At 62.9% G+C, this 13,829-nt stretch carries 14 protein-coding genes; 11 read left to right on the forward strand and 3 right to left on the reverse strand.

The window, feature by feature from the left end; all coding sequences use genetic code 11:
* Nucleotides 1-14 precede the first annotated feature (14 nt).
* A complete protein-coding gene (locus tag HV796_RS03860) occupies nucleotides 15-818 on the reverse strand; it encodes a FadR/GntR family transcriptional regulator (RefSeq protein WP_175225134.1) in 804 nt (267 codons plus the stop codon).
* Between the two features lie 178 nt (nucleotides 819-996).
* Here HV796_RS03860 and HV796_RS03865 point away from each other — a divergent pair, with 178 nt between their 5' ends.
* From HV796_RS03865 to HV796_RS03895, 7 genes are all read left to right on the forward strand, one after another.
* On the forward strand, nucleotides 997-1,878 hold the full coding sequence (locus HV796_RS03865) for a branched-chain amino acid ABC transporter permease (protein ID WP_175225135.1): 882 nt from the start codon (nucleotides 997-999) through the stop codon (nucleotides 1,876-1,878).
* The gene (locus HV796_RS03870; protein ID WP_175225136.1) at nucleotides 1,878-3,671 is read left to right on the forward strand and encodes a branched-chain amino acid ABC transporter ATP-binding protein/permease; all 1,794 of its coding nucleotides are present in this window, start codon (nucleotides 1,878-1,880) and stop codon (nucleotides 3,669-3,671) included. Before HV796_RS03865 ends, HV796_RS03870 begins: the two co-directional genes overlap by 1 nt.
* Nucleotides 3,664-4,398 (forward strand): ABC transporter ATP-binding protein, encoded by a 735-nt coding sequence (locus HV796_RS03875; protein ID WP_217477848.1) that lies wholly within the window; start codon nucleotides 3,664-3,666, stop codon nucleotides 4,396-4,398. Before HV796_RS03870 ends, HV796_RS03875 begins: the two co-directional genes overlap by 8 nt.
* Nucleotides 4,399-4,478: 80 nt before the next feature.
* On the forward strand, nucleotides 4,479-5,411 hold the full coding sequence (locus HV796_RS03880; protein ID WP_175225138.1) for a 3-hydroxyacyl-CoA dehydrogenase: 933 nt from the start codon (nucleotides 4,479-4,481) through the stop codon (nucleotides 5,409-5,411).
* An 84-nt stretch (nucleotides 5,412-5,495) separates the two neighbouring features.
* Nucleotides 5,496-6,644 carry an ABC transporter substrate-binding protein gene (locus HV796_RS03885; RefSeq protein ID WP_175225139.1) on the forward strand — a complete coding sequence of 383 codons (1,149 nt, stop codon included), beginning with the start codon at nucleotides 5,496-5,498 and terminating at the stop codon, nucleotides 6,642-6,644.
* Between the two features lie 221 nt (nucleotides 6,645-6,865).
* The gene (locus HV796_RS03890) at nucleotides 6,866-8,143 is read left to right on the forward strand and encodes a PQQ-dependent sugar dehydrogenase (protein ID WP_175225140.1); all 1,278 of its coding nucleotides are present in this window, start codon (nucleotides 6,866-6,868) and stop codon (nucleotides 8,141-8,143) included.
* A 41-nt stretch (nucleotides 8,144-8,184) separates the two neighbouring features.
* On the forward strand, nucleotides 8,185-8,454 hold the full coding sequence (locus tag HV796_RS03895; protein ID WP_343052852.1) for a c-type cytochrome: 270 nt from the start codon (nucleotides 8,185-8,187) through the stop codon (nucleotides 8,452-8,454).
* A gap of 106 nt (nucleotides 8,455-8,560) precedes the next feature.
* Here HV796_RS03895 and HV796_RS03900 read toward each other — a convergent pair whose 3' ends face one another.
* Nucleotides 8,561-9,268 (reverse strand): dienelactone hydrolase family protein, encoded by a 708-nt coding sequence (locus HV796_RS03900; protein WP_175225142.1) that lies wholly within the window; start codon nucleotides 9,266-9,268, stop codon nucleotides 8,561-8,563.
* Nucleotides 9,269-9,451: 183 nt separating this feature from the next.
* Here HV796_RS03900 and HV796_RS03905 point away from each other — a divergent pair, with 183 nt between their 5' ends.
* The 4 genes from HV796_RS03905 (at nucleotide 9,452) to HV796_RS03920 (ending at nucleotide 12,764) form a co-directional block, all read left to right on the forward strand.
* Nucleotides 9,452-10,243: a COG4705 family protein gene (locus HV796_RS03905; RefSeq protein WP_246355670.1), complete on the forward strand. Its 792-nt coding sequence runs from the start codon at nucleotides 9,452-9,454 to the stop codon at nucleotides 10,241-10,243.
* Nucleotides 10,244-10,364: 121 nt separating this feature from the next.
* A complete protein-coding gene (locus HV796_RS03910) occupies nucleotides 10,365-10,640 on the forward strand; it encodes a hypothetical protein (protein WP_175225143.1) in 276 nt (91 codons plus the stop codon).
* Nucleotides 10,641-10,743: 103 nt separating this feature from the next.
* Nucleotides 10,744-11,409, forward strand: a complete 666-nt coding sequence (locus HV796_RS03915) for a response regulator (RefSeq protein WP_175225144.1) — start codon at nucleotides 10,744-10,746, stop codon at nucleotides 11,407-11,409.
* Entirely contained in the window at nucleotides 11,406-12,764 is a 1,359-nt protein-coding gene (locus HV796_RS03920; RefSeq protein WP_175225145.1) for an ATP-binding protein, read from the forward strand. Before HV796_RS03915 ends, HV796_RS03920 begins: the two co-directional genes overlap by 4 nt.
* A 46-nt stretch (nucleotides 12,765-12,810) precedes the next feature.
* Here HV796_RS03920 and HV796_RS03925 read toward each other — a convergent pair whose 3' ends face one another.
* Nucleotides 12,811-13,821, reverse strand: a complete 1,011-nt coding sequence (locus tag HV796_RS03925) for an MBL fold metallo-hydrolase (protein WP_175225146.1) — start codon at nucleotides 13,819-13,821, stop codon at nucleotides 12,811-12,813.
* Nucleotides 13,822-13,829 lie beyond the last annotated feature (8 nt).

The following is a 13,829-nucleotide window of genomic DNA, read 5'->3' on the forward strand; positions in this document are numbered from 1 at the left end:
CCGGGTAGAGAAACTTACCTGCCGAAATTGCTGACCAGGTCGCGCGCGAGCTCGCCGCCGCTGCCCGCCCAGAAGTCGCGGTCTGCCAGACGCACGCGTTCGGCGACACATAACATATGGTCGCCGGCCGCCGCGCGCGCCGCATCGGGCTCACCGGCAACGATCGCCGCGACGATCTTTTCGTGCTCTTCGCGAACCTGATTCGCGAAGTCTTCCCGGCGTGCTTCGTTCGCACGCGTGACCTTCACCGCAAGCCGGATTTGCTGCGCGAACATTTCGACAAAGCGCACCCAATACGGATTACCGGTCGCCTCGGCGATACGCAAATGAAACTGCACGTCTTCCTCGACGCCATCGCCTCCGGCGCGCATCGCATCTTCGACGCGCCGCAATGCATGCTCGATTTCCGCGAGTTGCCCGGGCGTGCGCCGCACCGCCGCGAGCGCCGCGATTTCCGCCTCGAGGCCGCGCCGCACTTCGGTCAGATTCAATAGCGACTGCACCGACTGCTCGGTCAGCGGATCGCCTTTTGCCGCACGCGGAAACCCGGTCTGGCTAACGAACGCGCCGCTGCCCTTGCGCGTGGTCAACACGCCGTCCGCCTTCAACAGCGCGATTGCTTCGCGCATCACCGTGCGGCTCACGCCGAAGTGCTGCGCCATCGCATGCTCGGAGGGCAGCCGCGTGCCCGGCGCCAGGCCGTCGCTGCGAATTTTCGCCAACAGCTTTTCGGCGACGCGCTCGCCCAGCGTGCCGGCATCGAATGTGCCGCCGCTCTCCTCGGTTTCGGCCACCAAGCGGGAAGTCGCCGGGCTCATCGATTCGATCCTTTCGAAAAGTTTGACCATTCGGTCATTGTACGCAATTCCAATTTCTGTTGACAGCCTTCGAACAGGTTAATACCATTCCTATACAGATTTTATACACGTAGTCATTTAAGACTGGCCGGGGTGTTTTTCGGCCATTCCGCCATCGGGGAGACACAGGAGTGAAGCGATGAGCTTCGTGATCAACAACGTCCAGGTGCTGTTCGCCGGACTCGCGCTGGGTTCGATCTATGCATTGGTCGCGCTCGGCTTCGTGCTGATCGTCAGGGCCACTAACGTTGTCAATTTCGCGCAAGGCGACTTTGCGATGGTGGGCGGCTTCGCGATGGTCGCGTTTCTCAGCAGCGGCCTGCCCTATTGGCTCGCATTCGTGCTCGCGCTGATCGTATTGGGCGTCTTCGGTGTGATCTTCGCGCTCGGCGTCTATTACCCGCTGCGGCACCGCTCGTATCTGCCGGTCATCATCAGCACGCTGGGCGCATCGATCTTCATGCAGAACGCGGCGCTTTATATCTTCGGCCCACAGCCGCGCGCGATGAAGCGGCTGTTCGACACGCCGGGCATCGACGTCGGCGGCGTGTTCATGGACACGCAATACCTCGCCATTCTCGGTTTCACCGCGATCGCGGTGACGTTCCAGTACGTGCTGTTCGAACGCACGATGCTCGGCAAGAAGCTGCAGGCCACGTCGCAGGACAAGGACATGGCGCGCCTCGTCGGCATTCCGGTCGCCGCGATGATCGCGTTCACGTTCTTCTATAGCGCGGTGCTCGGCGGGCTCGCCGGCGCGCTGGTGTCGCCCATCCTGTTCGTGTCGATCGGCATGGGCTCGATCATCGCGTTAAAGGCGTTCGCAGCCGCGATCATCGGCGGCTTCGGCGACATCACCGGCGCGATTATCGGCGGCCTGCTGCTCGGCGTCGTCGAGAGCTTCGGCGCGCAGTACATCTCGGTCGCCTACAAGGACGCGTTCGCGTTCCTGCTGCTGTTCCTGTTCCTGATGCTGCGTCCGCAAGGCATCTTCGGCGAAAAGATTTCGGAGAAGGCTTGATGAACCCGCTATCCGCTTCTACCGGACCGGCGCCGCAAGCGCGCACCGCGCGGCCTTCGTTCAGCGCCGTCACAGCCATCGTGATTGCGATTGCCGTTGCGCTGGTGCCGTTCGTGTTCCCGCTGACACCCTATGTGCTGAACATCTTCATGCAGGCCGCGACCTACGCGATCGCGGTGCTCGGCATGACGGTCGTGCTCGGCTACACCGGCCAGATCAATCTCGCGCAGGCCACGTTCTTCGGGCTGGGCGCGTATGCGGTCGGCCTCGGCACCGTCGTACTGGGCCTGAACTTCTGGCTCACGCTGCTGCTCGGCATCGGCCTCGCCACCGTCGCGGGCTTCGTACTCGGCCTCACCACCTTGCGTCTCGGCGGACACTATCTCGCGATGATCACGATCAGCTTCCAGCAGATCTTCGATCTCGTGATGGTGAACTGGGCCAGTGTCACGCAAGGGCCCGACGGCGTCGCGGGCATCCAGCGGCCGTCGATCTTCGGCTTCCTGTTCGCCGACGACCGCGTTTATCTGGTGCTGTGCCTCGTATTCCTGTACGCGGCGGTCGCATTCGTCTGGTGGCTGCCGCAAACGCGCATCGGCCGCGCGATGCGCGCCGTGCGCGAGAACGAACTCGCGGCCGAAGTGACCGGCGTCGACACGCTGCGCGTAAAAGTCACCGCGTTCACGATGAGCGCGGCGCTTGCGGGAGTCGGCGGCGCGTTCTACGCGGCAGGCTTTGCCTACATCAGCCCGGACAACTTCAACTTCGCGCGCTCGATCGAATTCCTGACGATGACGCTGCTAGGCGGCGTCGATTCCGCATTCGGCGGCGTGTTCGGCACCGGCCTGCTGATCGTGCTGCCGGAATGGCTGCGTTTCCTGAAGGACATCTACCTCGCGGTGTACGGTCTGGCGGTGATTCTGATCATGGTGTTCCTGCCGGCGGGCATCTGGGGCATCGTGCGCGGCCGTTTCGACCGCTTCAGAAAGACCCCCCACGTCGACGTCGATCGCATTGCGCCGCTCGAGCTCGACGTGTCGATCGCGAACCCGGCGCCGATCCTGCGGTTCGAAAATGTCGCGAAGCATTTCGGCGGGGTGAAGGCGGTGGACGGCATCTCGATCGAGGTCGCACGCGGCACGGTCCACACGCTGATCGGTCCGAACGGCTCCGGCAAGACCACCACGCTCAATGTGCTGAACGGCATCTACAAGGCGACGAGCGGGCGCATCGTGTTCGACGACGTCGATATCACCGCGATGTCGCCGCATCAGCGGGCGGGCCTCGGTATCGGCCGCACGTTCCAGAACATCCGCCTGTTCGCGTCGATGTCGGTGGTCGAGAACGTGATGGTCGGTGCGCAGCGCGCGAACAATCCGGTCGGCACGAGCCGCGCCGCCCTCTTCGAGCGCGCGATGTCGGCACTCAAGTTCGTCGGCATGGCGGAGCAAATGCACATGACCGTGAAGAACCTGCCGTACGGCCACCAGCGCCTCGTCGAAATTGCGCGCGCGCTCGCCGGCCACCCAAGCTTTCTGCTGCTCGACGAGCCGGCAGCCGGTCTGAACCTGACCGAAAAGAAAAGTCTCGGCGAACTGTTAAAGCGCCTGAAAGGCCATGGCATGACGATTTTCCTGATTGAACACGACATCAGCCTGATCGAGCAGGTGTCCGACACGATCACCGTGCTCAACTTCGGCAAGAAGATCGCGCAAGGCGAGCCGGGTTACGTGATGCGCCATCCGGACGTGGTTGCCGCCTATCTCGGGGAGAGCGCACATGCCGCTGCTTGAACTGACTCATATCGAAAGCCACTACGGACACGTGCAGGCGTTGAATGACGTATCGCTGCACGTCGAAGCAGGCGAGATCGTCACGCTGCTTGGCGCGAACGGCGCGGGCAAAAGCACGACGCTGCGCAATATCTCGGGCCTTGTGCCGGCCACGCGCGGCCAGATCCGCTTCAATGGCGAATCGATCGAGCGTGCCTCGCCGGAGAAGATCGTTCGCATGGGCATCGCGCACGTGCCCGAAGGCCGCCGCATTTTTCCGGGCCTGACGGTCAAGGAAAACATCATGATCGGGTCGTCGCCGCGCGGCCACATCGGCCGGCGCGCGCTCGAATCCGAAGTCGAAGACATGTACGCGATCTTTCCGGATCTGAAGCGTCTGTCGAACGCGCTCGGCTGGAGCCTGTCCGGCGGCCAGCAACAAATGCTCGCGGTAGCGCGCGGACTGATGTCCAAACCGAAGCTGATCCTGCTCGACGAACCCTCGCTCGGGCTCGCGCCGATCATCGTGCAGCAACTGTTCGCGACGATCCGCATGATTCGCGAGCGCGGCACCACGGTGCTGCTGGTCGAACAGAACGCGAACATGGCGCTGTCGGTCGCGGACCGCGGCTATGTGCTGTCGACGGGACGCGTGATCGTCACAGGCACGCCAGCTGAACTGCTCAATAACGAAGAAGTGCGCGCCGCGTATCTGGGTGGCGGCAAGGCCCACGCGGCGGCCGGCTAAGCCCGCCTCGCCCGTACCGCGCCGCGCGCTTCGTCGCAACGCTTATTCGTTCCGCTGCGGAACACACAGGAGAGTCAAAGATGGAAAAAATCGCAATCATCGGCGCCGGGTTGATCGGTTGTGCGTGGGCGTCGGTGTTCGCGCGCGCCGGACATACGGTCACGCTGTACGACATCGACGCGAAAGCGGTCGCGAGTGCGCGCGATACCGTCAAGGCCGGCCTCGTCAAGCAGCATGCGATCGGCCTGATCAGCGAAGCGCCGGACGCCGTGATCGCGCGCGTCAGCGCGACGGCGTCACTCGAAGATGCGCTGCAAGGCGCGGACTTCGTGCAGGAAAACGTGCGTGAGACGGTCGACGCGAAGAAGGAAATCTACGCGAAGCTCGATAAGCTGATCGGCCCGAACACGCTGATCGCGAGCTCGACGTCGGGCATCCCCGCTTCTGCGTTCACCGAAGAACTCGCATGCCGTCAGCGCTGCTTCGTCGGTCACCCGATCAATCCGCCGTCGGTGGTGCCGCTCGTCGAACTGGTGCCGGCACCGTGGACCGACCCGGCCGTGATCGAACGGGCGCGCACACTCTATCAACGCGCGGGCCAGGTGCCGATCGTCGTGAACCGCGAAATCCAGGGCTTTATCGTCAATCGTCTGCAAGGCGCGCTGCTCGCGGAAGCGTTCCGTCTGGTCGAAGACGGCTATGTCAGCGGCGGCGATATCGACAAGGCTGTCAAAGATGGGCTCGGACTGCGCTGGTCGTTTATGGGACCGATGGAAACCATCGATCTGAACGCGCCGGGCGGCCTTCGCGATTACTGCGGCCGCTACGGTCCGCTGTATTTCGACATCGCGACGCAAGCCACACCGCGCCAGTGGAACGACGCACTGATCAGCAAGCTCGAGCGGGAACGCCTTGCCGAACTGCCGGCCGATCAGCGTCCGGCGCGCTCGGCATGGCGCGACCTGCGCCTGATGAATCTCGTCGCGCACAAGCGCGCCGCACCGGAGAAGTAAACGCTGAAGTTGGGGATGTTGTGCCGTTGAACGCTTGACCATCACGCCAGGCTATCCGGCCTGGTACGTCTGGAGACACGTAACATGAAAAGAACATCGTCATGGCTGGCCGCTATTTCGGCCGCCACGGCCGCCGCCTCTCTCGCACTCGCGTCGTCGCACGCGTTCGCCGCTGATCCGGTCACGTTCGGCATGATGACCGAGAGCACCGGGCCAAGCTCCGAAGCCGGGATTTATCAGGCCAACGGCGCGAAGCTCGCCCTCGACGAAATCAACAAGGCCGGTGGCGTGCTGGGCCACCAGATCGTGCTGCGCGATGAAGATAACCAGAGCACGAACCCGGGCTCGGTGCTCGCGATCTCGAAGCTGACCAGCGCGGGCAACCTGTCCGCGCTGATCGCGACAGTGCGCAGCACGCAGATCCAGGCGATTTCGCCGACCGTGATGCGCGCACGCCTGCCGATCATGGTCGGCGGCACCGACGTGGGCCTCACGCATGCGAACAACCCATGGGTGTTCCGCGCCCGCCCGAACGACGGCTATTCGGCCAAGGTGATTGCCGACTACGGCGTCAACACGCTGAAGCTGAAGAAGTGGGCGATCGTGCACTCGACCGACGCGTTTGGCAACGGTGGCAAGAATGCGCTGACCGACGCGCTGAAAGCAGCGGGCATCACGCCGGTGATCGTGCAAGGCTTCACGAGCAACTCGCAGGACTTCACGCCGATCGTGCTGGCCGTGAAGAACGCGGGCGCGGACATCGTCGCGACCTACATCGCGAACTCGACCGATGTGGCGATTTTCGGCAAGCAGCTGCGCCAGTTGGGCGTGAAGGCAGCGTGGATCGGCTCGCCGTCGGTCTCGACCGCGACGGCGATGCAGCTCGCTGGCGACGCGCTGTACGGCTCGTATTCGATCGCGGATTTCGCACCCGATTCGAGCCCGGAGGCGAAAGCGTATGCGCAGAAGTATCGCGCTGCGTACAAGGTCGAGCCGGATTTCTATTCAGCGTGGGCGTATGACTCGATGAACCTGCTCGCGCTCGCGATCAAGAACGCGAATAGCACGAAGCCGGACGATATCGCGAAGGCGCTGCGTGCGATCAAGGGGTATAGGGGCGTGGAAGGCACGTATACGTTCGATGCGAATGGCGATGGTCTGCATGGCTATAACATCGTCAAGAACGACAACGGCAAGATCGTGTTTGTGAAGCATATCGACTTTACCCAGTAACGCCGGTTGTTGCGGTATCTGCCGTTCGGTATCTGAAGGAAAAGAAGCCGCCGCGGGTGATGGCCGCGGCGGCTTCTTTTTTCGTGGAAAATCTGCGTGAAGTTTCGCGCGGCGTGGCGCGCTATCGTCTATAACATTACTGATTTGCACTCGCAGGAGAAGAAGTCCAGCAAGCAGTTGCAGTTGCTACGAAACGAAGCCAATACCAAGGAGACACTTCGATGAACGCAACGCCCAAGCTTCTGCCGTTCGCCGTCGCGACGCTCTGCGCGGCACAGTTCGCGACACTACCCGCCGTTCAAGCCGCGGACAACGTCAACACCCTGTCCAACTTCCAGCAAACCGGTAACACCACGCCACCCGAAACGGTGCCGCAAACCGGCCCGCGCGCCGATGCACTACGCGACAACCTGAAGCAGATCAAGCTGCCCCCCGGCTTCAAGATCGAGCTTTACGCGGTGGTGCCCGAGGCACGCCATATGGCCATCGAGCCGTCCACCGGTGTCGTGTTCGTCGGCACCCGCAAAAACCGCGTCTGGCAGGTCACGGACCGCACGAAGCGCCGTGTCGCCGACGACGTCGTTTCGTTTGCCAGCTCTGTCACGTTTAAAGTGCCCAACGGCGTGTGCTTCTCGCCGGATGGCGTGCTGTACGTCGTTGAGCAGAACCGCGTGCTGGCGTTCCCGGCCGCGCAGTTCTTCGGCGAAGGCGGCCCGGACGTCGCGGCGGCCGTCGTCGTCCCGCAGGGCAAGCTGATTCCGACGCAGTTCGAGAGCTTCAATCACGGCGCACGCGTGTGCCGCATCGGTCCCGACAAGAAGCTCTATATCGCGCTTGGCCAGCCGTGGAACGTGCCGCCCAAGGACAAGCTTGCCGATCTCGACAAAAATGGACTGGCGGGCATCATCCGCATGGATCAGAACGGCAAGAACCGCGAGATCTATGCGCATGGCGTACGCAATTCAGTCGGCATGGACTTCAACCCTAAAGACAAGACCTTGTGGTTCACGGACAACCAGGTCGACGGCATGGGCGACGACACCCCGCCGGGCGAACTGAACCACGCGCCCAAGCCAGGTGAGAACTTCGGCTTCCCGTGGTACGGCGGCGGCAAGGTCCGCACCGAAGAGTACAAGGACAGCACGCCTCCCGCCGGCATCGTGTTCCCGCAAGTCGAGTTCGCCGCGCACGCGGCCGATCTCGGCATGTCGTTCTATACCGGCAAGATGTTCCCGGCGAAATATCAAGGAGGCATCTTCGACGCCGAACACGGCTCGTGGAACCGGACCAAGCCGATTGGCGCACGCCTCATGTTCATCCCGATCAAAGATGACGGGACGGCCGGCACCGCCGAAGTCTTTGCCGAAGGATGGCTCACGCCGAACGGCGAGTACATGGGCCGCCCGGTCGACGTGCAGCAGTTGCAGGACGGCTCGCTGCTCGTGTCGGATGACTATGCAGGCGCGATCTACCGGATCTCGTACACGGGGGCGAAATGACGCGTGTGGCGATAGCGGCAGCGCTTGTTGCGGTGGGCGCCGTGAGCCCTGCGCTTAGCGTGCAGGCGGCGGATGTCGCGGCCGGACGCACAAAAGCGGTGCAATGTCAGGCTTGTCACGGGCTCGACGGCATCTCGAAGCAACCCGATGCGCCGAATCTGGCGGGCCAGAATGAGGACTATCTGGTGAAAGCGCTCAACGACTTTAAAACCGGGGCGCGCAAGAACGAGTTGATGTCGACGGTCGTCAAGCCACTGTCGGATACGGATATCGCGAACCTCGCGGCGTACTATCACAGCCTGCGGCCATAGCGGAACGTCATCAAAGGGAGAAAAGCAAGGGCGCGCGGTAGAAAGGCCGCGCGCCCTTGTCATTGTGCGAACCCGGTGCAACCATGCGGCTCGCGCCGCTCGACCATCACACCCACAGCTTGCGTGCAAGGAACGTCAGCGTGCGGTCCCACGATAGTTGCGCCCACACCGGATCGTACTGCGTACCGGCGATACGGCTCGGTCCGACCGCGGTCTCGTTCGCGAACGCATGGTGCGCGAGATAGCGATGGAACTGCGCATCGACATTCGCTTCACGCAGCTTTGCGGCAAGCGCATCGACGCCCGATTCCGCAAAGAAAACATCTTGCTTCGCCCAATGCGCGAGCACCGGCACCTTGATCTTCGAGGCGTCGATATAGTCGATCGGCGGGTATCCATAAAAGATCACGCCGGCCGAGAGTTCGGGAGTCTGACAAAGCGAAAGCCACGCAAGCGCGCCGCCCATGCAATAGCCCATCACCGCAACCCGCTGCGTTTGCTGCTTCAGGTACTGCACCGCGCCGCGAATGTCCTGCGACGCGGCATCGCCAAAGTCGAGCCCGGTCATCAGGTGGTGCGCTTCTTCTTCTTCGACGGTCGATTTGCCGCGATAAAGGTCCGGCACCAGCGCCAGATAGCCGGATTGCGCGAGACGGTCCGCGACCCCGCGGATCTGGTCGTTCAAACCCCACCATTCCTGCAGCACGACCACTGCGGGCGCGCCCTGCGGGTTTTCCGGCTTTGCCAGATACCCGTTGACATCTTTGCCGTCGGGCCGGCGAAAGCCGACCATCGATCCGAGATTCGGTTTCATGAGGAGGTCCTTGGTGACAGGAGGGAGAAGCGGAAGCAGTAGCATAGCGCCGGCCGCGCGTCCTTGCAGCCGTTGGTGCAGTGCAGCTAAGGGAGCCTTAAGGCTCCTCGTCCACTATCGCCCTTTGTCTGCGCGCCGGAAACACGACGCGCGCGTGGCAGGTTCTTGACAGGAGGGTGCAACGTGACGCGATCGACAGCCAATTTCAACGATCGGAACGATCTGATCAGTAAAGTACCGCAAGCGACTGCAATATTCTGGATGGTGAAAATTCTCGCGACCACGGTCGGCGAAACAGGCGGCGACGCATTATCGATGACGCTTGACCTCGGCTACGCGGTCGCCACCCTCGTTTTTCTCGCATTCTTTGTCATCACGCTGACACTGCAGGTGCGAAGCGACCGCTATCACCCCGCGATCTACTGGGCGGTCGTGGTGGCGACCACCACCGTCGGCACGACAATGTCCGACTTTCTCGACCGCACGGCGGGCCTCGGCTACGTCGTATCGTCCGCCGGGCTGCTCTTTGCCGTCCTGCTGATTCTCGCGGCATGGCGTGCAGTCGCGGGCCGCATCGAATATCAGAACATCGTGCGCTCGCGCGATGAAGTGTTCTACTGGCTGACGATTCTCGTGTCCAACACGCTCGGCACCGCGCTCGGCGATTTCACCGCGACCAGTCTCGGCCTCGGCTTCGAGCGCGGCGCGCTGGTGTTTGCGGGCCTGCTCGTGCTGGTTGCAGTCGCATGGCGCGTCGGAAAACGGATTCCGGTCAGCGTCCTCTTCTGGGCCGCCTATGTGCTGACCCGGCCGCTCGGCGCGACCCTTGGCGATACGCTAACCAAGCCGCATGAGGACGGCGGCTTCGCGCTCGATCGCATCACCGCGTCGCTTGCGATCCTCGGCGCGCTTGTCGTGATCGTCGCGCTGCAGCATTGGCGCGGCACGCGTATTGCGGCACGTCCTGTGCAGTAAATTGGTTCAACCAATATTATTAATCAGCCACACAATTTATTAAGCCGTCTATAAGGCTGACGAACTAGTCTTAAAGATGAGTGTGCATTGCATGCCGCTCTCACTACTTTAAGGAGCATTCATGAAAGCCTTGTTACCCGTTATCGCTTCGGCATCTTTATTACTCGTCCCCGTGGCATCGTTCGCGCAAAATTCGAACGGCATGGGCAACGGAGCCACGACCTATGGCTCCCCCGCCACCACCACGGGCCAGCAAACCTGGCAGCAGCAACCGGCGATGAATCAGAACGCGCCAGCCACGGACAATATTGATTACGGCATGCCCGCGACCGGCACCTACCAGTCCGGCCGTTCGATGTCGCATGGGCTGACTGAACCGACCTTCGGTCATCATTGACCGATGACGCAGCCGGCATCGAGTCATCGTTACCGCTTTGCGTGTGCGGACCCTACACCGCGCCGCCGCGGTAACATCGACCCCAGTTTCTACGGAGTGGCAGATGCGCCTGCTGTTGATCGAAGACGACGAAATGATCGGCGAGACCGTGCTCGAATCGATGCGGCGCGCCGGTCACGCGATCGACTGGGCGCGCGACGGTCGCGCCGCGGCGCTCTCGCTTGGCAATGGTGTCTACGATCTGGTGCTGCTCGATCTGAGCCTGCCGAAGGCCGACGGCATTGACCTGCTGAAGACCTGGCGCGGCGCGGGCGGCGATGCGCCGGTGATTATCCTGACCGCGCGCGACGCGATTGAAGATCGCGTCCGCGGTCTTGACGCCGGCGCCGACGACTATCTTGTCAAACCGTTCGACCTCGACGAACTCGCCGCTCGCACCCGCGCGCTGTTACGGCGTCGCGCGGGACGCACGCAACTGGTCTTCACCCATGGCACGCTCAAGCTCGATCCGGCCGCGCACGAGGTCTTCAAGGACGGTGAGCCGATCGCGCTGATCCCGCGCGAGTTCGCGCTGCTGCACGCGCTGATCGAAGTGCCGACGCGCGTGTTTACGCGCGCCGAGCTCGAAGAAAAGCTTTACGGCTGGGGCGAGGAAGTCGGCAGCAATACGATCGAAGTGCACGTGCATAGTCTGCGGCGCAAGCTTGGCGCCGATCAGATCGTCACCGTGCGCGGCGTCGGTTATCGATTGAAGAGAATCGAAGCATGACGTCCATCCGGCGCCGGCTGCTCGGATGGCTGATTTTCGGTTTCGGTGCGGCATCGGCGGCGGCGTCGTATGGCATCTTTCACACAGCGCGCAAGGAAGCCGGCGAGCTCTTCGACTATGAACTGCGCACCGTCGCGCTGTCTTTGCCGTCGAACCTGCAAGCGACGATGACCGCGCAGCAGTCGGACACCATGCTTGGCGACATCGCCGACGATCTAATCGTCATCGATATCTGGGACACCTCCGGCAAGCTCATCTATCACTCGCAACGCGCACAAACGCTCGACCGCCACCCGCCCGGGCTGCGCACCATTGAAGACGATGAGGTCCACTGGCGCGTCTTCGGCGTGCAACAGCCGACCCGTTTCGTGCAAGTTGCACAACCGCTTTCGGTGCGCAACGATCTCGCGCTGACCCTCGCTCTGCACACGCTGTGGCCGGTCGCGCTGATGGTGCCCATGGCGATCATGATCGTGCTGTTCGTCGTCACGCGCGGACTTGGGCCGATCGGCGGGCTATCGCGTTCGCTCGGGAGCCGCTCGCTCGACTCGCTCGAACCGTTGCCGGTCGATGCGCGCACACCCGTCGAAGTGCGGCCGCTCGTCGTCGCATTGAACGATCTGCTAAAGCGCCTGCATGTCGCATCGCAAGCACAACGCATGTTTGTTTCGGATGCCGCGCACGAATTGCGTTCGCCCCTGGCCGCGCTGCAGTTGCAATTACAGGCAGCTGCGCGCGACGGCACATTGACGGGCTCGGAAGCGACACTTGAACGCATTCAGGGGCGCCTCAAGCGGCTTATTCATCTGGTCCAGCAATTGCTGACACTCGCGCGCGAAGATGCGGCCACTTCGACGCCGATGGCGCCCGTCAGCATGCGGCGCGTCGGCGAGCAGGTGGTCAGCGAGTTCTCGCTGCTCGCGGAAGCGAAGCATATCGACCTCGGGCTCGAAATAAACGCGGCACTTGGCGCGACAGACCCGTATGTCGCGCTGACCGATCCACACGCGCTCTTTCAGCTGCTGTCGACGCTAATCGATAACGCGATCCGCTACACACCCGAAGGCGGCACGGTCGACCTGCTGCTCGAGCGCGCCGACGGCCGCATCGGCATCGAAGTGCGCGATACAGGCCCCGGCATTCCGGACGATGAGTTCGAACGCGTATTCGACCGTTTCTATCGAGGCTCCGGCACCCACGTGCAAGGCAGCGGTCTCGGCCTCGCGATCGCCGCGCGAATCGCAAAGCGGCTGGGCGTCGTATTGAACCTGCGCAACCGTATCGGTGCATGCGGTCTGTCGGCGCGCATCGACGGCTTCACGCCGACCAACACGCAGCGGATGACAGGAAGCTAGTCCACGCACGGCAACTGCACCGCTACCGCGTCGCGCCGTTTGCGTATCAAGGCTCGGCTTTATCCTTGTCCTTTTCAAGCTGCAAATACAGGTGCTCGACGTTCTGCGGCTGCGCGACGCGATACAGCTTATCGTGGCGAAACGCCGGCAGTTGCACGTCGTGCATCGCCTCCGTCAGTCCGCTGCCGGCCGTGAATGCATGGCGCACCGCCGCATCGAGCTCGCGCAGATACTGCGCAAGCCGGTCGAGATCAGCCGGCTTCGCCAGCAGCCCGAACGCGGGCACGATCGCGTTCGCGTCGAGCGCTTTCAGCTTGTCAAGCGCGTCGAGCCAGCCCGGAATATCCTCATTGCGGAACTCGGGAATGCGCCCGACGCTGACGAGCCCGCCGGCAAACAGCACCCCGGTCTTCGGGTCCAGCACCGCGAGGTCGCCCGGCGTGCTGGCGGGCCCGAAAACCAGCAGGCGAAGCGATCGGCCACCGCTTTCGATTGGTGTCGTTGCGTCGACAGTACGATCCGGCACGGTCACACGCGAGCCGCCCATGTCATCGTCGCCGAGGGTGCGAATCAGATTCTTCAGGCAAATTGCACAACGCTCGCGAATCAGCTCAGCGGTACGGCGCTGCGCGAGAATCGGCACGCCCTGGTCGTGAAACGCCGACGCGCCGAATACGAACTCCGGACCTTGATGGGTAATCACGACCAGTTCGACCGGCAACGATGTGACGTGGCGGATTGCTTCGAGCATCGCGCGGCCGTAGCGGTACGACGAGCCGGTGTCGATCACCGTCACGCCGCTCGTCCCGACGATAAAGCCGTTGTTCGCGACAACGCCATGATTAGCCGGCGCGACCGCGTCGCCGCTGCCGAACATCACGTAGACGCCCGGTGCGATTTCGCTCGGCACCGGCGCGCGGAATGGCGTGTCAGCGGGCGGCGCATCTTGCGCAGCAGCCACCGACGCGACCAGAATCGCCGCACCGGCAAACAGCGCAACCGGTGCCGCGCATACGGCGCCCACCCAGCGCGCGCGTCGGCGCGGCCCATCTCGCATCGCCTGCG

It is taken from the genome of Paraburkholderia humisilvae (genome assembly GCF_902859855.1).
GTDB classification, from domain to species: domain Bacteria; phylum Pseudomonadota; class Gammaproteobacteria; order Burkholderiales; family Burkholderiaceae; genus Paraburkholderia; species Paraburkholderia humisilvae.

Coding starts and splice junctions, on each gene's coding strand:
- HV796_RS03860 (WP_175225134.1), bottom strand. CDS start 818: ATGAGCCCGGCGACTTCCCGCTTGGTGGCCGAAACCGAGGAGAGCGGC.
- HV796_RS03865 (WP_175225135.1), top strand. CDS start 997: ATGAGCTTCGTGATCAACAACGTCCAGGTGCTGTTCGCCGGACTCGCG.
- HV796_RS03870 (WP_175225136.1), top strand. CDS start 1,878: ATGAACCCGCTATCCGCTTCTACCGGACCGGCGCCGCAAGCGCGCACC.
- HV796_RS03880 (WP_175225138.1), top strand. CDS start 4,479: ATGGAAAAAATCGCAATCATCGGCGCCGGGTTGATCGGTTGTGCGTGG.
- HV796_RS03885 (WP_175225139.1), top strand. CDS start 5,496: ATGAAAAGAACATCGTCATGGCTGGCCGCTATTTCGGCCGCCACGGCC.
- HV796_RS03890 (WP_175225140.1), top strand. CDS start 6,866: ATGAACGCAACGCCCAAGCTTCTGCCGTTCGCCGTCGCGACGCTCTGC.
- HV796_RS03900 (WP_175225142.1), bottom strand. CDS start 9,268: ATGAAACCGAATCTCGGATCGATGGTCGGCTTTCGCCGGCCCGACGGC.
- HV796_RS03910 (WP_175225143.1), top strand. CDS start 10,365: ATGAAAGCCTTGTTACCCGTTATCGCTTCGGCATCTTTATTACTCGTC.
- HV796_RS03915 (WP_175225144.1), top strand. CDS start 10,744: ATGCGCCTGCTGTTGATCGAAGACGACGAAATGATCGGCGAGACCGTG.
- HV796_RS03920 (WP_175225145.1), top strand. CDS start 11,406: ATGACGTCCATCCGGCGCCGGCTGCTCGGATGGCTGATTTTCGGTTTC.
- HV796_RS03925 (WP_175225146.1), bottom strand. CDS start 13,821: ATGCGAGATGGGCCGCGCCGACGCGCGCGCTGGGTGGGCGCCGTATGC.